This window comes from Microbacterium sp. NPDC080005 (genome assembly GCF_040702445.1).
Classification (GTDB): domain Bacteria; phylum Actinomycetota; class Actinomycetes; order Actinomycetales; family Microbacteriaceae; genus Microbacterium; species Microbacterium oleivorans_D.
Genome location: NZ_JBFBLD010000001.1, coordinates 659,366 through 677,176, shown reverse-complemented (window position 1 = coordinate 677,176; position 17,811 = coordinate 659,366). Strand labels below are relative to the sequence as shown.

Genomic DNA, 17,811 nt, shown 5'->3' with positions numbered 1-17,811 from the left:
CGCCACTCAATCGCCCCGGCGCCCCGACGTCAACGCGGCATACGTGGTCAGCAGCCCCGCCGCGGCGGCGGCATCGTCGACGGTGACGGTGAGGGTGCCTCCGTCGCGCCGGCGCACGAGGATCCCTTCCCCCGCCCTCAGCACGACGCCCTGCCGTCCGCCGCCGGACCAGCGGACGCCCCACCCGCCGAACTCACCGAAGGGCGAGACCTCGACCACCTCGGCCGAGAGGACGTCCTCGGTCGGGATGTGGACGCGCGGCCACCCCGCGGCGGAGACGACCGTGAGACCTTCCGCGTCGACGCGGACGTGGAAGCGCAGGGTCGTGGCGACGACGACGAACAGGACCACGACGACGAGGCCGGAGATGATCGCTGCGACGGGGTCGCCGAAGAACAGCACCGGCAGCACGGCGAGGCATCCGATCACGAACGCGATCCCGAGCACGACGGCACCGGCACGCGCGAGGGTGACCCCCTGCATCCAGACCACGCGCTCCCCCGCGCGGACGGGGACGGGGGCGGCGGTCGCCCTCGGGGTGGGACGCCACGGCAGGCGGGGTTGAACCGCCCATCCGACCAGACCGGCCGCGGCGGCCGCGAGGAGGGTGCCCGGCAGGAGCAGCACGGGGAGGGGGACCCCGGGGTCGGTCCGTCCGACCTGGATGCCGAGGGTCGCGACCCCCAGCGCGGCGATGAGCACGGCGAGGCCGAACGCGACCGCGCCGAGCAGACGGTAGGAGGCGCCGTGGTCGCCGCGGCGGAGCCCCCCGATGGCGGCAGCGAAGAGGAGGGCGGGGAGCCCCAGGCCGAGGAGCGCCGTCATCAACGGCACGGCCCAGGAGGGCGCGAACCCGTCGGGCGTGCCGGTCCACCCCCAGTGCGTCGCGACGACGTCCGGCACCAGAGGCAGAAGCAGCACCTGCGCGACAAGCGCGACGACGGTCACGAGCGCAGGCAGCAGGACAGCGACGAGGGTGAACCGTCGGCGGGCGAGGGTGTGGATGTCAGTGGTCACGAGCGGCCTCCTTGACGAGAGCGGACAGGGTGTCGGGCGAGACGCCCAGTGCCCGGGATTTGTCGACCAACGCGGCGATCTCGGCGCGCAGCCCGCCGAGGGCCGCACCTGCCGGGGTGACGACCGCCCCTCGCCCGCGCCGCAGGTCGACGAGACCCTCGTCGCGGAGATCCTGGTAGGCGTGCAGCACGGTGTGGAGGTTGACCTCGAGCGCGCCCGCGACGTCGCGCGCCGCGGGAAGCCGCTCTCCCGCCGCCAGCCGGCCGGACGTGATCTCGCCGCGCACCGCCGCCGCGATCTGCGTGAACAGCGGAACGGCGCTCTGAGGATCGACACGGATGAGCATGCGTTAATTATAGCGCAACTATAACTAACATCTCCATTCGCGTAGGTCCGCTACGCTCTCGCCGTGTCCTCCCCCGGCCTGTCGCGACGACTCGGGCTGGGCGATGCCGTCGTCATCGGACTCGGGGCGATGATCGGCGCCGGCGTCTTCGCGGCCTTCGCCCCGGCCGCGCAGGCCGCCGGTTCCGGCCTTCTCGTCGGTCTGACCCTCGCTGCCGTCATCGCCTTCGGGAACGCGACTTCGACGGCGCAGCTCGCCGCCGTGCATCCGACGTCGGGAGGCGTCTACGCCTACGGACGTGCCGAGCTCGGGCCGTGGTGGGGTTTCCTCGCCGGGTGGGGCTTCGTGATCGGCAAGACCGCCAGCTGCGCCGCCATGGCACTGACCTTCGCCGCGTACGTCGCCCCGCCCGGATGGGAACGTCCGGTCGCCGCGGTCGCCGCGATGGCACTCGGGGCCGTGAATCTGTTCGGCATCACCCGGACCGCGCAGGTGGCACGCGTTCTGGTGGCCGTCGTCCTGGTCGTTCTGGCGGTCGTGGTGGTGGCCGGCTCGTCGGCTCCGAGCGCGCCGATGCCGTTCTGGGGGGAGGGGGCCTTCGCCTCTGGTCCGCTCGGCGTCCTGCAGTCGGCCGGACTGCTGTTCTTCGCCTTCGCGGGCTACGCGCGCATCGCCACCCTCGGCGAGGAGGTGCGCGATCCCGCCCGCACGATCCCCCGCGCAATCGTCCTCGCCTTCTGCGGCGCCCTGGTCGTCTACGCCGTCATCGGCGTGGTCGCCCTTCATGCCCTCGGTCCCGACGGGCTCGCCGCCGCGTCGGCCCCGCTGGTGGCCACCGTCCAGGCCGCCGGCTGGGATGCCGCCACCCCGATCGTCCGGATCGGAGCGGCCGCGGCATCCCTCGGTGCACTCCTGGCTCTGATCGCCGGCGTCGGCCGGACCACCTTCGCGATGGCTCGGGAGGGGGATCTGCCCGGCGCCCTCGCCGCCGTCGACGCACGCTGGCAGGTCCCTCGCAACGCCGAGATCGCCGTCGTCGCCGTCGTCGTCGCGATCGTCGCGCTCGGCGACATCCGCGGGGCGATCGGGTTCTCGTCCTTCGGGGTCCTGATCTACTACGCGGTCGCCAACCTCGCCGCCTTCCGCCAGCGGGGCGAGGCGCGGCGCTACCCGCGGTTCCTGCAGATCGTCGGCGGGATCGGATGCGTCGTGCTCGTCGTCACCCTGCCGTGGCCGTCGGTGCCGGTCGGCCTCGGCGTCCTGGTGCTGGGCCTCGCGTACCGGGTGCTCCGGCGCCGGCGCCGGCCGTGACCGCGTCCCGGACGACCGGGAGGAGCGCCTCGGCGGTCCGCCGGTAGCCGAGAGCGCTCGGGTGGAAGCGGTCGAGGCTGAACATGCCGTCGGGATCGATGCGGAAGAAGGGCCCGACGGCTCGCCGCAGGGAGACGACCCCCGCGCCCTCGGCGCGGGCGCGGTCGGCCTGAGCCGTGGCCAGCTGCTGAGACACCCGGGAACCGATGCTCCGCAACGGCTGCGGCACGGCGCGGAGCGCGCCGAGGTCCGGGCACGTGCCGACGACGACGGCGGTGCCGTCGGCGCGCAAGCGGCGGATCGCCTCCGCCAGGTGCCCGGCGGCGACGGGCACGGGCACCCGATGCGTCACGTCGTTGCCACCGACGATGATCACGGCGACGTCGGCACGGTAGTCGGACGGCAGCGCGTCCAGCTGGCCGGCGAGGTCGGCCGATTCCGCCCCGATGACCGCCCCTGTGCGCAGGCGCACCGGACGGTCGAGTTCTCCGGCCAGACCCTTCGCGAGGCGTCCACCCAGGGTCTCCTTGCGATGCTGGGCCCCGAGACCGGCGGCGATGGAGTCGCCGAGCATCAGAAGGTCGAGGGGCGCGCCGCCGAGACCGGCTCGCCACACGCGGTCCGCCGACGGGGCCGTCTCCCCCAACGGCTTGCCGATCCGGCGCCGGGCGATCGCCGCCTGGCGCGCGAGGCCGACGCGGATGCCGAGACCGATGGCGCCCGCGACCCCGACGGCGGCGGCAGCGACAGGCAGGAGGATGCGGGACGAGAGTGGCACGAGCGCATTCCACCGCGACCCGGTGAACACCGGGCGACGCGGGGGTGACGCCCGAGATCAGGTCGTGGCCGGTGCCCGGAGGGAGTCCACCGCGGCGGCGATGCGCTTCTCGCGGGTCTCCGCCTTCTTCGCGTCGACGACGGAACGCACGATCTCCTTGCGACGCGACGGCGCGAGGGCGTCGAAAGCGGCGCGCACCTGCGGCTCGCCGTCGAGGGCCGTGAGGAGCTCCTCCGGCACCTCCACCTCGCGGTCATCGGTGTCGAGCTCGATCGTGGCGTCGACCTCGTCGCCGATCTCGACCCCGAGCTCGGCGCGCGCGGCCTTCGACATGCCGACGAGGTTGCGCCCGCCCATGACGCCGAGGCGCAGGCGCACCGTGCGCCCGGCGATCGTCACGCGGACCGCCGCCCGCTTGCCCCCGCCGAGCGCCTCGACCTGCTCGTCGGTTAACTCGATCGCGGTGGCGGGGCCGTTCTCGGGCAGCACCGTACGGACATGCAGCGTCATGCGCCGAACGCTAGCAGTCGTGACCCAGGCTGTCAGCCGAGCGGGCGCAGCTCGATCGCGGCGGACGACAGGCCCGTCGACACGGTGCCGAACGAGGTGTAGCCGTCTGCCGCCGACCGCTCCAGCAGCGCCTTGAGATTCTTGGTCCGCTGCTCCAGGCGCACGCGGGAACCCTGCCCGACGAAGAAGGCCTTGTGCGCCGCCAACTCCGCGAGCGGGACGTCGCGATCGGCGATGAGGACGACCGCGGTGGATGCCGCATCCTCCCCGGCGCCGATCAGGTCGACGATCCGCTCGAAGCCGATCGAGAACCCCACCGCCGGGACATCCTGACCGAGGAACCGCCCGATCATGCCGTCGTAGCGCCCACCGCCACCCAGCGAGTAGGAGACCGACGGGTGAGCGAGCTCGTAGATGGTGCCGGTGTAGTAGCCCATGCCGCGCACGAGGAAAGGATCGAAGTGCAGCGGTACCTCTGCGGTGCCCCGGGCGGCGGCGACCGCCTCGCCGATGCCGACGAGGTGGGCGACGACCTCATCGGACACGCCTGCGGGAAGCGCCTTGCGGATCTGCGCCTCACCGAACGGGAGGTACTCGCGGGTCTGCGGACGGCTCAGGAACGCCTCCAACGCGTCCACCGCACCCTGGTCGGCGCCACGGTCGCGGAGCTCCGCGACGACGCCCACCGGTCCCACCTTGTCGAGCTTGTCGATCGTGATGAGGACCCCGGCTCGGTCACCGGCGGTGAAACCGAAGGCGGCGAGCATCTCATCGAGGGCGCGACGGTCGTTGATGCGGATCGTGCCGCCCTCGAGGCCGAGCGCGTCCAGCACGTCGAGGCTCGCGGTGAGCAGCTCCACCTCGGCGCGGGCGGTCTCGTCGCCGATGATGTCGATGTCGCACTGGACGAACTGCCGGTAACGCCCCTTCTGGGGCCGTTCCGCCCGCCACACCGGGGCGATCTGAACGGCCCGGAACACCGCGGGCAGCTGCGCTCGGTTGGTGGCGTAGAAGCGGGCGAGCGGAACGGTCAGGTCGTACCGCAGACCCAGGTCCGACAACGCGGCGGGGTCCTCCGCCGCCTCGCGGATGGCATCGGCGTCGAGCCCGCGACGCAGGACGTTGAAGGCGAGCTTCTCGTTGTCGCCGCCGATCCCCGCGTGGAGCCGCTCGTAATCCTCGACGACGGGGGTCTCGATCTCGTCGAACCCGTGCGCACGGTAACGGTCGCGGATGACCGCGAGCACCCGCTCGCGGCGGGCTTTGTCTGCGGGGAGGAAATCGCGCATGCCGCGCGGCGGATTCACGGAGGGCACCGTCCTAGTCTCTCAGAACACCGCTCCCCGGTCCGGCGCGCGCGATCAGCGGGACTCCGCCTGACGCACCTCCCCGGCGAGCGTGCGCAACCGCTGTCGGAGGGCGCGTTCGGCATCCCACCCCTCCTCGCGCGCCCGGACGACGAGTGCGAGCAGCGCGTCACCGAGCCCGGCTTCGTCGGCGGGGGGCGTCGACGGAGGCTCGGGCGCCACTCCCACCTGCCGGGCCTTGCCCAGCATCTTCTGCGCGAGAGCGAGCGACGGCATGTGCATCGACACCCCGTCGAGGACGCTCGTGCGGGTGCGCTTCTCGGCCGCCTTGGCGGCGTTCCAGTGGACGAGCACGTCCTCGGGCGTGGTCGCGACCGCGTCGCCGAACACGTGCGGATGCCGGCGCACCATCTTCTCGGCGAGCGCCGCGGCGACGTCGTCGATGTCGAAGGGATCCGTCTGGTCACGCGAGGCGATCTCGGCGTGGAAGAGCACCTGCCACAGCAGGTCGCCCAGCTCCTCCTTGAGGTCCGCGCGGGTGCCCGCCTCGACGGCGTCGACGAGTTCGGCCGCCTCCTCCTGCAGGTAGGGCACGAGGTCGGCGTGGTCGATCTGCTGCGTCCACACGCAGCGGTCGCGCACGGCGTGCATGGTCTCCACGGCCTCCCGCAAGGGGTCGCGGTGGGATTCGCGGGCATGGTCCGTCATGAGGGACACGATACGAGGGATGCCGGGTGCTCCGGTTCCGCACACCGGGCGGTCCGGTCCGGGCGGCGCGCATAGGGTGGGACGGTGACCCCCGCCACCTCCGCACAGGGTCCCGCCGCGCCCGCGAGCGCGACCCACGTCTCCCTGCTGACCCTCAGCACGTTCGTCGTCGGATCCATGATCGGCGCCGGCGTCTTCTCGCTCCCGGCGACCTTCGCGGAGTCGACCGGCGTCGCGGGCACGCTCATCGCGTGGGCGATCGCGGGCGGCGGGATGCTGATGCTCGCCCTCGTCTTCCAGCGTCTCGCGGTGCGACGCCCCGACCTCGACGCCGGCATCTTCAGCTACGCGAAAGAGGGGTTCGGAAACTACGTCGGCTACTTCGCCGCCTTCGGCTATTGGGCGAGCGCCTGCGTGGGCAACGTCTTCTACTGGGTCTTCATCACGGGCACCCTCGGCGCGGTCTTCCCCGCCCTCGGCGAAGGGAACACCCCGATCGCGGTGGTGATCTCGTCGGTCGGGATCTGGCTGTTCTACGTCCTGATCCGCCGAGGCGTGCGCGAGGCGGCGGCACTCAACCGCATCGTCACCATCGCGAAGACGGTGCCCATCGTCGTGTTCGTCGTCCTCTGCCTGACGGTCTTCGATCCAGCGGTGTTCGCCGCGAACTGGTCGGGCGACGCCGCGACCGGTCTCGGCGAGCAGATCCGGACGACGATGCTCGTGACGGTCTTCGTGTTCATCGGCATCGAGGGTGCGACGGTGAACTCCCGGCACGCGCGGCGCCGGTCGGATGTCGGACGCGCCACCGTGCTCGGCTTCCTCAGCGTGCTCGCCGTGTTCGCCTCGGTCACGGTGGTCTCCTACGGCGTGATCCCGCGGGAGGAGATCGCAGGGCTGCGTCAGCCCTCGATGGGCGGCGTGCTCGAGGCCGCGGTCGGCGGATGGGGTGCGGCCTTCATCGGAGTCGCTCTCGTGGTCGCGGTGCTCGGCGCCTACCTGGCGTGGACCCTCATGGCCGCCGAGGTGCTGCTGTCCGCCGCCCGCGCGGGCGATCTGCCGCGCTTCCTGCGGCGCACCAACGCGAAGGACACCCCCACCGGCGCACTCACCATGTCGTCGCTGCTCGCGCAGGCGATGCTCGTGGTCGTCCTGTTCGCGCAGAATGCCTTCGACGCCGCCCTCGAGCTCACGAGCGCGCTGGCGCTCATCCCCTTCTTCCTCTCCGCCGCGTATGCACTCAAGCTCGCCGTGCAGGACGGCCGCCGGGGTCGTCTCGGCGATGGGATCGTCGCGGTGCTCGCGACGCTCTACACGCTGTACCTGCTGTGGGCGGCGGGGGCGACCTATCTGCTGCTGTGCCTGGTCATCATCGTTCCCGGCACGATCCTGTTCGTGATCGGTCGTCGCCAGCAGCGGGCGCGGGTGTTCACACCCCCCGAGGCGGCGCTGTTCGCCCTGGCGACGATCGGCGCCGTGGTCGCCGTCGTCCTCATCGCACAGGGCGTCATCGCCGTGTGAGGGTGGCGAGTGCCGGCATCCGCCGTCACGCGGAGAATGTCGCTCGCAATCCTCGCTAACGTGAAACGGTGCACGAACCGACCCCCACCGAAGCCATCGACCTCGTCGGCCGCTATGAAGCCGAGCAGGAGATCCCCGAGCGGATGCGCGCCGACGTGCGCACGCTCGGCGCGCTGCTCGGGCGCGTGCTGCGCGAGAGCGGCTCGCCCGGCCTGTTCGAGGACGTCGAACGGCTCCGCGTCGCGACCATCCAGGCCTACACCGACCCGACGCCCGAGGCGTTCGCGCGGGCAGCATCCATCGCGGACGCGTTCACCCTCGAGCGCGCCGAGGAAGTCGCCCGCGCCTTCACCTGCTACTTCCACCTCGTGAACCTCGCCGAGGAACACCAGCGGGTGCGGGTGCTGCGCGAGCGCAGCGGTCGCGGCGACGCGAGTGATGCCGGCGATTCGATCGTCTCGGCGTACCGTCGGCTCTCCGACGAGATCGGAGGGGAGGCGGCGCTCGACCGTCTGCAGGGGCTGCGCTTCCACCCCGTCTTCACGGCGCACCCCACCGAGGCGCGGCGCCGTGCGGTGTCGAACAGCATCCGTCGCCTGGCCGACCTCCTGCGCGAGCGCGACGCCGCCGAGACCGAGAGCCCCGACCGACGTCGCGCCGAGCGTCGCATGCTCGAGGAGGTCGACACCCTGTGGCGCACCGCTCCGCTGCGCGCCGAGAAGCCCTCGCCCACCGACGAGGTGCGCGCCGTCATGGCGATCTTCGACGAGACCCTCTACACGTCGATCCCCCACGTCTACCGCCGCATCGACGACGTCCTGCAGGGCGAGGATGCGGGGTCCCGGGCGCCCCTCGTGCGGCCGTTCATGCGCATCGGCTCCTGGGTGGGAGGCGACCGCGACGGCAACCCGTTCGTGACGGCGAAGACCACGCGAAAGGCCGCCGCGATCGCGAGCGAGCACGTCCTTCTCGGTCTCGAGCGCACCGCCGGCCGCGTCGGGCGCACGCTGACCCTCGACGCCGAGTCGACGCCGCCGACCGCTGAACTCTTGTCCCTCTGGCAGCGGCTGAAGGATGCCGACGAGGAGGCGGCAGCGGAGATCGCGAAGCGCTCCCCCAACGAGCCCTACCGGCGCATCATGCTGCTGCTCGCCCGCAAGATCGCCGCGACGCGCACCCGCAACGCCGACCTGGCCTATCGCGATCCCGAGCACCTGCTCGCCGACCTGCGCGTCCTGCAGGACTCCCTCGTCGCGGCGCGCGCTCCCCGTCAGGCGTACGGACACCTGCAGCACCTCATCTGGCAGGTCGAGACCTTCGGTTTCCACCTCACCGAACTCGAGGTGCGCCAGCACTCGGCCGTGCACGCGAAGGTGCTGGCCGAGCTCGAGGCGGGCGGATCGCGATCGGAGCTGACGGACGAGGTGCTCGAAGTCTTCCGCACCATCGCCTTCCTGCAGGACCGCTACGGCCCGCGCGCCGCCGGCCGCTACATCGTCTCCTTCACCCAGTCCGCGGACGACCTCGCCGCCGTCCACACCCTGGCGCGGTACGCGGTCGGCCCCGACGGCACTCCCCCGGTCCTCGACGTGATCCCGCTGTTCGAGACGTTCGCCGATCTGCAGGCCGCCCCCGGCATCCTGGCGCAGATCGTCGACCACCCGGCGTTCGCGTCGCGGCTCGAGGCGACCGGCCGACGTCTGGAAGTCATGCTGGGCTACTCCGACTCGTCGAAGGACGTCGGCCCGGTCGCGGCGAACCTCGCCCTGTACGAGGCGCAGGCGAAGATCTCGGCGTGGGCGGTGGAGCAAGGGATCGAGCTGACCCTCTTCCACGGTCGCGGTGGTGCGCTCGGGCGCGGCGGCGGACCCGCCAACTCCGCGATCCTGGCGCAGCCGCCCCACTCCGTCGACGGCCGGTTCAAGCTGACCGAGCAGGGGGAGGTCATCTTCGCCCGCTACGGCGACCCGGCCATCGCGATGCGGCACATCGACCAGGTCGCCGCGGCGACCCTGCTCGCCTCGGCTCCCTCCATCGAGGACCGCAACCGGAGCGCCGCCGAGCGGTACGCCTCGGTCGCGGCGACCATGGACGCGGCCTCGCGCGAGCGGTTCTTCTCCCTCGTGAAGGCGCCCGGTTTCGCACCGTGGTTCGCCCAGGTCACGCCGATGGAGGAGATCGGTCTCCTGGCGCTCGGTTCGCGCCCCGCCCGTCGCGGACTGTCGGTCGAGTCCCTCGCCGACCTCCGGGCGATCCCGTGGGTGTTCGCGTGGACGCAGGCACGGATCAACCTCGCCGGATGGTTCGGGCTCGGCACGGCGCTCGAGGCGGTCGGGGACGAAGCGACCCTGCGCCGTGCCTACGAGGAGTGGCCGCTGTTCCGCACTCTCATCGACAACGTCGCCATGAGTCTCGCCAAGACCGACGACCGGATCGCACGCCACTACCTCGAGCTCGGCGACCGCGACGATCTCGCCGCGCTCGTCCGGGAGGAGATGGCCCTCACCCGCCAATGGGTGGTGACGCTCACGGGCGGCACCGAGCTGCTCTCGAACCGTCCGGTGCTCGGTCGCGCCGTCAAGATGCGGAGCCCCTACGTCGACGCGCTGTCGCTGCTGCAACTGCGCGCGTTGCGCGGCCTCCGGGAGACGCAGGCGGGCGGGCAGGTCGATCCGGACCTCCAGCGCCTCCTCCTGCTGTCGGTCTCGGGCGTCGCAGCCGGACTGCAGAACACGGGCTGAGCCCTGGCATCCGCTGACACGCGTCCCGCCCCGGCGTCGCAGCGCCGGGGCGTTGCCGTGCGGCTCAGGCGTCCTGGGTCACCGGCACCGGCAGCGGGAAGATCTGGTCGAGGAGCTGCGCCGTCCACGCGATGAGGTCCGCATCGGCGAGCGCTTCGCCGCCGGCGGCCGGCAGCGGGACGACCATCGCCTCGCCACCGGAGACGACCTTCGCCTTGGGGTGCAGACGCTGCAGGCGCACGCGGATGGAGTCCGGGATGTGCGCGGGGGCGATCCGGAGGTTCGGTCCCATCGCGACGACGTCCGACAGCCCCGACTGCGCCGCGCGGCGCCGCAGCCGTGCGATGGAGATGAGCCCGTCGACCTCGGCCGGCGGCGCGCCGTAGCGGTCGGTGAGCTCCTCCAGGACGAGGTCGATGGCATCGTCCGCCGCGGTGACGGATGCCGCGGCCGAGAGCTTCTGATAGGCCTCGAGGCGCAGCCGCTCGCTGTCGATGTACGACTCGGGGATGCGGGCCTGCACCGGGAGCTCCAGGCGGAGCTCCGTGGGACCCTCAGTGTCCTCGCCGCGGAAGGTCGCGACCGCCTCGCCGATCATGCGGAGGTACAGGTCGAAGCCGACGCCGGCGATGTGACCCGCCTGCTCGGCGCCGAGGAGGTTGCCCGCGCCGCGGATCTCGAGGTCCTTGAGGGCGACCTGCATGCCGGACCCGAGATCGTTGTTGACGGCGATCGTCTCCAGACGGTCGGCCGCGGTCTCGCTGAGAGGCTTGTTCTCGTCGTAGAGGAAGTACGCGTAGGCGCGCTCGCGGGCGCGTCCGACGCGACCGCGCAACTGGTGCAGCTGAGACAGACCGTACTTGTCCGCGCGGTCGATGATGATCGTGTTCGCGTTGGCGATGTCGAGGCCCGTCTCGATGATGGTCGTGGAGACGAGGACGTCCGCCCGCCGCTCCCAGAAATCGTCGACGACCTGCTCGAGGGCGTGCTCGCCCATCTGCCCGTGGGCGACGACGATGCGCGCCTCGGGGACGAGCTCGGCGAGCTGCGCCGCGACCCGCTGGATCGACGAGACCCGGTTGTGGACGAAGAAGACCTGCCCCTCGCGCAGCAGCTCACGACGGATGGCGGCCGCGATCTGCTTGTCGCTGCGCGGTCCGACGTAGGTGAGGATCGGATGCCGCTCCTCAGGCGGCGTCGCGAGCGTCGACATCTCACGGATCCCCGTGACCGCCATCTCGAGCGTCCGCGGAATGGGGGTCGCGCTCATGGCCAGGATGTCGACGTTGGTCTTGAGCTTCTTCAGCGCGTCCTTGTGCTCCACGCCGAAACGCTGCTCCTCGTCGATGATCATGAGACCGAGGTCCTTGAACACGACCTTCTCGGTGAGGATGCGGTGGGTGCCGATCACCATGTCCACCGTGCCGTCGGCGAGTCCGGCGATGGTGTCCTTCGCCTCCTTGGCGGTCTGGAACCGCGACAGCGGCCGCACCTTGACGGGGAAGCCCGCGAACCGCTCCGTGAACGTCTCGAGGTGCTGCTTGGACAGGAGCGTGGTGGGCACGAGCATCGCGACCTGCTTGCCCTCCTGGATCGCCTTGAACGCAGCGCGGACGGCGACCTCGGTCTTGCCGAAGCCCACGTCGCCCGAGAGCAGTCGGTCCATCGGGATCGGCTTCTCCATGTCGGCCTTGATCTCGTCGATCGTCTGCAGCTGGTCGGGGGTCTCCGCGAACGGGAACGCCTCTTCGAGCTCGCGCTGCCACGGCGTGTCCGGCCCGAACGCATACCCCTTCGAGGCCATCCGCGCCGAGTACAGCTTGACGAGCTCGACCGCGATGTCGCGGACGGCCCGGCGTGCCTTGCCCTTGGCGGCGGCCCAGTCCGACCCGCCCATCTTCGACAGCTGCGGCGCCTCGCCGCCGACGTAGCGCGAGAGCAGGTCGAGCTGGTCGGTCGGCACGAACAGCTTGTCTCCGGGGTGCCCGCGTTTGGAGGGGGCGTATTCGAGGACCAGGTACTCGCGCTTGCTCTTGACCGCGTTGCGACCGCCCGAGGACACCTCCCGCTGGACGAGCTCCACGAACCGACCGATGCCGTGGGTGGAGTGGACGACGTGGTCGCCGGGCTTGAGCTGCAGCGGGTCCACGACGTTGCGGCGGCGCGACGCGAGCTTCTTGACGACACGCGAGTCCGCGCCGATGGTCCGACCGTAGAAGTCGCTCTCGGTGAAGACGGCGAGCTTCGCGTCGGCGAAAAGGAACCCCGCCTCGAGGGTCGCGACCGTCGCCACCGCGATCCCCGTCTCAGGGGGCTGGCTGAGGGCGTCGGCAGAGCGTGCGGCCAGCCCGCGTTCGGCGAGGACATCGCGCGAGCGCTCGACGAGACCTGAGCCGGATGCCGCGACCACCACCCGCCAGCCGTCGCCCAGCAGCCCGGCGATGTGTGCGGTGGCGCCGTCGACGTTGCCCTGGAAGGACGGGACGGCGGCGGCGGGCAGCCGCACGGCGGCACCGGTGCTGTCGATGAGCCCCTCGTCCGCCGCGTCCGCGGCGCCAGAGTCGAACGTGCTCAGCGTCCACCAGACGCCTCGACGGGACGAGGCGGCTTCGCGCAGTTCGGGGAGCGTGAGGAAGTCGCCCGCACCGAGGTCGACGGGGCTCTCGGCTCCGGCGGTCGCCGCGCTCCACGCGGCCTCGAGGAACTCACGGTTGGTCTCGGCGAGGGTCATCGCGCGGGTGACGGCGCGCTCGGGGTCGACGACGGCGACGGCGGCGCCCTCGGGGAGGTAGTCGACGAGCGGAAGGACGGCGTCCGCCACGGCGGGCAGGAGAGACTCCATGCCCTCGACCGGGATTCCCTGGCTCATCTTCTCGAGCATCGTGCCGAGTCCCGGCATCCGATCCCGCAGCGCGGCGGCGCGCTCGCGGACCGCCTCGGTCAGCAGCAGCTCGCGGCTCGGAAGGAGGGTCACGTCACGGACATCTCCGGGGAGCGACCGCTGGTCGGCGACGGAGAAGGCCCGGATCTGGTCGACCTCGTCGCCGAAGAAGTCCACGCGGTAGGGGTGGTCCGCGACCGGCGGGAAGACGTCGAGGATGCCGCCGCGCACCGCGAACTCCCCGCGCCGCGAGACCATGTCCACGCGGTGGTAGGCGAGGTCCACGAGCCGGCGCACGACGTCGTCGAGCTCCTGACCGCGGGTCCCGAGTTCGAGGCGGACCACACCGGCATCCGTCAGTCCCGCCGCGATCGGCTGCAGGGCGCCGCGGACGGATGCCGTGACCACGAGAGGCGTGCGACCGTCCCAGTCGGCAGCCTCGCGGAGCACGCTCAACCGGCGCCCGACGGTTTCGGCGCTGGGGCTGAGGCGTTCATGCGGCAGGGTCTCCCACGCCGGCAGATGCCGCACGACCGCGTCGGGGAGCAGGCACTGCAGGGCTGCGCCGATGCTCTCGGCACGCCGTCCGGTGGGCGCGACGAGGAGCAGCACGGGAGGCCGTCCCGACGCGGCGCGTCGTTCGAGGAGCCCGGCGAGCAACGGGGCGTCGAGGCCGGTCACCGCCGAGAAGTCGACGTCCGAGTCGGCGCCGTCGAGGGCCTCCCGGAAGCTGTCAGCCTGTTCGAGGGCGCGCACGATCCCGGGAATTGTCACCGGGGAAGTCTACGCGGCGCGCCGGACACCGGCGCCGGTCGGCGCGGGCGGGCGTCAGGTGCGCGGCGCGTGATGGCGCTGCTGCGCGGCGAGGAGCCCCTCCTCGACGAGCTGCTCCACGGCATCCGCCGCATCGGCGATCGCGATCGGCAGGTTCGCACGTTCCGCCGCGCCGAAGGGGTCGAGCACCCAATCCGCGGGATCCTGTCGTCCCGGCGGGCGGCCGATGCCCACGCGCACGCGCGGGAAGTCCGGCGAGCCGAGCGCTTTCGCGACGTCGCGGACGCCGTTGTGGCCGCCGTGGCCGCCGCCCACCTTCAGCTTCAGGGAGTCGAACGGGATGTCGAGCTCGTCGTGCACGATGACGATGCGCTCCGCCGGGATGCCGTAGAACTGCGCCAAGGCCGACACCGGGCCGCCCGACACGTTCATGAACGAATTCGGCTTGGCGAGCACCAGCTTCGGGCCGCCCGGGCGCAGCCAGGTCTCGGCCACGCGCGCGTTGGCCTTGTGCGAGCGCAGTGTCTCCGAGCGGCGCCGGGCGAGCTCGTCGATGACCATCTGCCCGACGTTGTGTCGCGTCGGTTCGTAGCGCGGACCGGGGTTCCCGAGGCCCACGATCAACCAGGTGTCGGCCATGACCGTCCCTTCTGACGACGAAGCCCGTCGCAGCGACAGCGGCGACGGGCTTCGATCGTGTCCGACTTACTCGGCGGATTCCTCGGCAGCAGGTGCCTCGCCGGCCTCGGCCTCGGCGCCCTCCTCGGACTCCTCCGCCTCGTCCTCGACGGGAGCCGGCGGCAGCGCGACACCGATGACGAGGGTGTCGGCCTCCGTCACGAGCGTGGCGCCACGGGGCAGCGTCAGCTCGCCGGCCGTGATGTGCGTGCCGTCTTCGAGGCCCTCGACCGAGACCTCGATGTTCTGCGGGATGTGGGTCGCCTCGACCTCGAGCGACACCGTGGTGTTCTCGAGGTTGGCGATCGTGCCGGGGAACGGCTCGCCCACGACGGAAACGGGGACGTCGACCTGGATCTTCTCGCCCTTCTTCACGACGAGGAGGTCGATGTGCTCGATGATCTGGTGCACGGGGTCCTTCTGGACGTCCTTGACCAGCGTCAGCTGCTGCTTGCCGGCGATCTCGAGCTCGAGCAGCGCGTTGGCGCGGCGGATGAGCAGCGAGACCTGGTGACCGGGAAGCGCGACGTGCACGGGATCGGTGCCGTGACCGTAGATGACGGCGGGGATCTTGCCGGCGGCGCGCAGACGGCGGGCGAAGCCCTTGCCGAACTGCTCGCGCAGCTCGGCGACGACCTTGGTGTCGGTCTCAGTCGACATGAGTGTTCTCCTTGCGGGCCATCACGGCCCAGTCGTGCGGGGCCGGTGCGGCCTCGTCAAGAGTCGGGGCCGATACGGCCCAGACGTGGTCTGTGGTTCGACTCGAACGCGTGCGCGTGAGGAAAGCCGCGAAGCCTGCTTCACCGCGTCGATCACGGATGCGCTGCATCCCTCGCCGAAGTTCGGGACGAGTCTATCAGCGCGACGGATACGATGGAATCTCAGCCCCTCACCCCCGAGACACGGAGGACCCATGGACTACGGATGGATGTCGCACGCACTGCTCTGGTTCGTCGGAGCTCTGAGTGCCGCGACCGCCGTGTGCCTCGTGGGTGCCTTCTACTCGATGGGCCGCGCCTACAAGGACTGACGCGTCACACGCGATCGCCCCTCCCGGTCCAGCGATTACAGTGACCGGAGGGTCCCATCACCCACCCCAATCACGCTCACACCTCACGTAGACCTGGAGCCCCGTATGTCGTCGACCCCCTCTCCCACCGGCCCCTCGACGGATCAGGATCAGGCTCCGCACGAGGCGACGCTGCAGCACGAGGGGGCGCCGCAGCCCGAAGAGGTCGAACGTCCCACCCACCCCGAGGCGGCGTCGACGAACGCTTCGGAGGGTCCGGCGAACATCGGTGTGGTCGGTCTCGCGGTCATGGGGTCGAACCTGGCCCGCAACCTCGCCTCGCGCGAGGGCAACACGGTCGCCGTGTTCAACCGCTCCCGGTCGAAGACCGACGAGCTGATCGAGGCGCACCCCGAGGCCGAGTTCGTCCCCGCCTTCACGTACGAAGAGTTCGCCGCCTCGCTGCAGAAGCCGCGCACCGCGATCATCATGGTCAAGGCCGGCAAGCCGACCGACGCGGTCATCGACGAGCTGATGCGCGTGTTCGAGCCGGGCGACATCATCATCGACGGCGGCAACAGCCTGTTCACCGACACGATCCGCCGCGAGAAGGCCGTCTCTGAGGCCGGCTACAACTTCGTCGGCATGGGCGTCTCCGGCGGCGAGGAGGGTGCGCTCAACGGCCCGTCGCTCATGCCCGGCGGACCCGACGAGGCGTGGGTCACCCTCGGCCCGATCCTGAAGTCCATCGCCGCGGTCGCCGAGGGCGAGCCGTGTGTCACGCACATCGGGCACGACGGTGCCGGACACTTCGTCAAGATGGTGCACAACGGCATCGAGTACGCCGACATGCAGCTCATCGCCGAGGCCTACGACCTCATCCGCCGCGGCACCGGAAAGTCCCCCGTGGAGATCGCGGACATCTTCGCCGAGTGGAACAAGGGCGAGCTGGAGTCCTACCTCATCGAGATCACCGCCGAGGTGCTCCGCCAGACGGACGCCGCCACCGGCCGGCCCCTCGTCGACGTGATCGTCGACCAGGCCGGCGCCAAGGGCACCGGCGCGTGGACGGTGCAGACCGCGCTCGACCTGGGCGTGCCCGTCTCCGGCATCGCCGAAGCCACCTTCGCCCGGTCGCTCTCCAGCCACCGCGAGCAGCGCGATGTCGCGGGCGGCCTCCCCGGCCCCTCCCCCGAGGACTTCACCGTCGACGACGCCGACGCGTTCATCGAGCAGGTCCGTCTCGCCCTCTACGCCTCCAAGATCGTGGCGTACAGCCAGGGCTTCGACGAGATCCGCGCCGGCGCCGCCCAGTACGACTGGAACATCGACCTCGGCGCCGTGAGCAAGATCTGGCGCGGCGGCTGCATCATCCGCGCCCAGTTCCTCAACCGCATCGCCGACGCGTACGACGCCGAAGCGGACCTCCCCGTCCTCCTCACCGCCCCGTACTTCGTGGAGGCGCTCGGCCGTACGCAGGATGCATGGCGCGAGGTCGTGCGGATCTCCTCGGCCGCCGGCATCCCCTCGCCCGCCTTCAGCTCCTCGCTGGCCTACTACGACGGCCTGCGCGCCGAGCGCCTGCCCGCCGCCCTCATCCAGGGGCAGCGCGACTTCTTCGGCGCCCACACCTACAAGCGCATCGACAAGGACGGCACCTTCCACACCCTGTGGTCGGGCGACCGCAGCGAGGTCGAGGCGGAGGACACCCACTGAGCCGCAGCGACACCGCGCTGCGCGTCCACCGTGCCGCCGCGCGCATCGTCCTGGCGATCCTGACCGCGCTCTACGCGTGGATGGTCGGCTGGATGACGCTGCGCGCGGCGCCGTACGGGTCCGACATCGCGTCCGGTCTCAACCGGCTGCTCGAGTGGTTCGCGCAGCGGCAGTCCACCGCCTGGATCACCTTCGACCGCGTCGAGTTCGGTGCGAACGTCGCGATGTTCGTCCCCCTCGGCGTGATCGCCGTGCTCTGGTTCGGGGTGCGCGGGTGGTGGACGGCGCCGATCCTCGGGGCGCTCGCCAGTGCGGCCATCGAGACCCTGCAGGCGCTCCTGCTCGACAGCCGGGTCGCCGATGTCCGCGACGTGATCGCCAACACGCTGGGCTCGGTCGTCGGGATGTGCCTCATGCTGCTGCTGGCGTTCTTGCTCTCTCCCCCGCATCCACGGCGGCAGCAGGAATACCGAGCATGACCGAAGCGGGGACATAGCGCGGTCATAGGAAGGTC

14 protein-coding genes are annotated in these 17,811 nt (G+C 71.3%); 5 read left to right on the top strand and 9 right to left on the bottom strand.

The features are described from left to right. Positions 1-6 precede the first annotated feature (6 nt). The gene (locus tag AB0259_RS03185) at positions 7-1,017 is read right to left on the bottom strand and encodes a DUF1648 domain-containing protein (RefSeq protein ID WP_366220665.1); all 1,011 of its coding nucleotides are present in this window, start codon (positions 1,015-1,017) and stop codon (positions 7-9) included. Beyond that, positions 1,007-1,363, bottom strand: a complete 357-nt coding sequence (locus tag AB0259_RS03180; RefSeq protein WP_251580115.1) for a GntR family transcriptional regulator — start codon at positions 1,361-1,363, stop codon at positions 1,007-1,009. The genes AB0259_RS03185 and AB0259_RS03180 overlap by 11 nt, the downstream gene beginning before the upstream one ends. Before the next feature lie 63 nt (positions 1,364-1,426). On the opposite strand from AB0259_RS03180, the gene AB0259_RS03175 reads away from it, so the two are divergent. Further along, positions 1,427-2,674 (top strand): APC family permease, encoded by a 1,248-nt coding sequence (locus AB0259_RS03175; protein WP_366220667.1) that lies wholly within the window; start codon positions 1,427-1,429, stop codon positions 2,672-2,674. On the opposite strand, the gene AB0259_RS03170 is transcribed toward AB0259_RS03175, so the two are convergent. The 4 genes from AB0259_RS03170 to AB0259_RS03155 all read right to left on the bottom strand — a co-directional run bounded on the left by AB0259_RS03170 (position 2,583) and on the right by AB0259_RS03155 (position 5,977). Then, complete coding sequence (locus AB0259_RS03170; protein WP_366220668.1) at positions 2,583-3,452, bottom strand: SGNH/GDSL hydrolase family protein; 870 nt, start codon at positions 3,450-3,452, stop codon at positions 2,583-2,585. The two genes, AB0259_RS03175 and AB0259_RS03170, sit on opposite strands and share 92 nt — an antisense overlap. Before the next feature lie 57 nt (positions 3,453-3,509). Next, positions 3,510-3,962 (bottom strand): YdeI/OmpD-associated family protein, encoded by a 453-nt coding sequence (locus AB0259_RS03165; RefSeq protein ID WP_366220670.1) that lies wholly within the window; start codon positions 3,960-3,962, stop codon positions 3,510-3,512. Between the two features lie 32 nt (positions 3,963-3,994). Then, positions 3,995-5,251, bottom strand: coding sequence for an ATP phosphoribosyltransferase regulatory subunit (locus tag AB0259_RS03160; RefSeq protein WP_366221396.1), 1,257 nt, complete (start codon positions 5,249-5,251; stop codon positions 3,995-3,997). A gap of 72 nt (positions 5,252-5,323) precedes the next feature. Then, the gene (locus AB0259_RS03155) at positions 5,324-5,977 is read right to left on the bottom strand and encodes a MazG family protein (protein ID WP_366220671.1); all 654 of its coding nucleotides are present in this window, start codon (positions 5,975-5,977) and stop codon (positions 5,324-5,326) included. Between the two features lie 84 nt (positions 5,978-6,061). Between AB0259_RS03155 and AB0259_RS03150 the strand changes: the two genes are divergently transcribed. Together AB0259_RS03150 and AB0259_RS03145 are read left to right on the top strand one after the other, a co-directional pair. Continuing rightward, positions 6,062-7,498, top strand: coding sequence for a basic amino acid/polyamine antiporter (locus AB0259_RS03150; RefSeq protein WP_366220672.1), 1,437 nt, complete (start codon positions 6,062-6,064; stop codon positions 7,496-7,498). A 68-nt stretch (positions 7,499-7,566) separates the two neighbouring features. Continuing rightward, the gene (locus AB0259_RS03145) at positions 7,567-10,239 is read left to right on the top strand and encodes a phosphoenolpyruvate carboxylase (RefSeq protein WP_251580099.1); all 2,673 of its coding nucleotides are present in this window, start codon (positions 7,567-7,569) and stop codon (positions 10,237-10,239) included. A gap of 64 nt (positions 10,240-10,303) precedes the next feature. Here AB0259_RS03145 and mfd read toward each other — a convergent pair whose 3' ends face one another. From mfd to AB0259_RS03130, 3 genes are all read right to left on the bottom strand, one after another. Continuing rightward, entirely contained in the window at positions 10,304-13,894 is a 3,591-nt protein-coding gene (gene mfd, locus AB0259_RS03140; protein ID WP_366220673.1) for a transcription-repair coupling factor, read from the bottom strand. A 54-nt stretch (positions 13,895-13,948) separates the two neighbouring features. Next, the gene (gene pth, locus AB0259_RS03135; RefSeq protein WP_366220675.1) at positions 13,949-14,533 is read right to left on the bottom strand and encodes an aminoacyl-tRNA hydrolase; all 585 of its coding nucleotides are present in this window, start codon (positions 14,531-14,533) and stop codon (positions 13,949-13,951) included. 66 nt (positions 14,534-14,599) lie between these two features. Then, a complete protein-coding gene (locus AB0259_RS03130) occupies positions 14,600-15,232 on the bottom strand; it encodes a 50S ribosomal protein L25/general stress protein Ctc (RefSeq protein WP_366220677.1) in 633 nt (210 codons plus the stop codon). A gap of 475 nt (positions 15,233-15,707) precedes the next feature. On the opposite strand from AB0259_RS03130, the gene gndA reads away from it, so the two are divergent. Beyond that, the gene (gene gndA, locus AB0259_RS03125) at positions 15,708-17,297 is read left to right on the top strand and encodes an NADP-dependent phosphogluconate dehydrogenase (RefSeq protein ID WP_366220678.1); all 1,590 of its coding nucleotides are present in this window, start codon (positions 15,708-15,710) and stop codon (positions 17,295-17,297) included. Then, a complete protein-coding gene (locus AB0259_RS03120) occupies positions 17,252-17,776 on the top strand; it encodes a VanZ family protein (RefSeq protein ID WP_366220680.1) in 525 nt (174 codons plus the stop codon). Before gndA ends, AB0259_RS03120 begins: the two co-directional genes overlap by 46 nt. The last annotated feature ends 35 nt before the right edge of the window (positions 17,777-17,811 follow it).

Excerpts from the sequence above, each read along its gene's own strand:
- pth (WP_366220675.1), bottom strand. The coding sequence starts at position 14,533 with ATGGCCGACACCTGGTTGATCGTGGGCCTCGGGAACCCCGGTCCGCGC.
- gndA (WP_366220678.1), top strand. The coding sequence starts at position 15,708 with ATGTCGTCGACCCCCTCTCCCACCGGCCCCTCGACGGATCAGGATCAG.
- AB0259_RS03155 (WP_366220671.1), bottom strand. The coding sequence starts at position 5,977 with ATGACGGACCATGCCCGCGAATCCCACCGCGACCCCTTGCGGGAGGCC.
- AB0259_RS03130 (WP_366220677.1), bottom strand. The coding sequence starts at position 15,232 with ATGTCGACTGAGACCGACACCAAGGTCGTCGCCGAGCTGCGCGAGCAG.
- AB0259_RS03160 (WP_366221396.1), bottom strand. The coding sequence starts at position 5,251 with ATGCGCGATTTCCTCCCCGCAGACAAAGCCCGCCGCGAGCGGGTGCTC.
- AB0259_RS03165 (WP_366220670.1), bottom strand. The coding sequence starts at position 3,962 with ATGACGCTGCATGTCCGTACGGTGCTGCCCGAGAACGGCCCCGCCACC.
- AB0259_RS03180 (WP_251580115.1), bottom strand. The coding sequence starts at position 1,363 with ATGCTCATCCGTGTCGATCCTCAGAGCGCCGTTCCGCTGTTCACGCAG.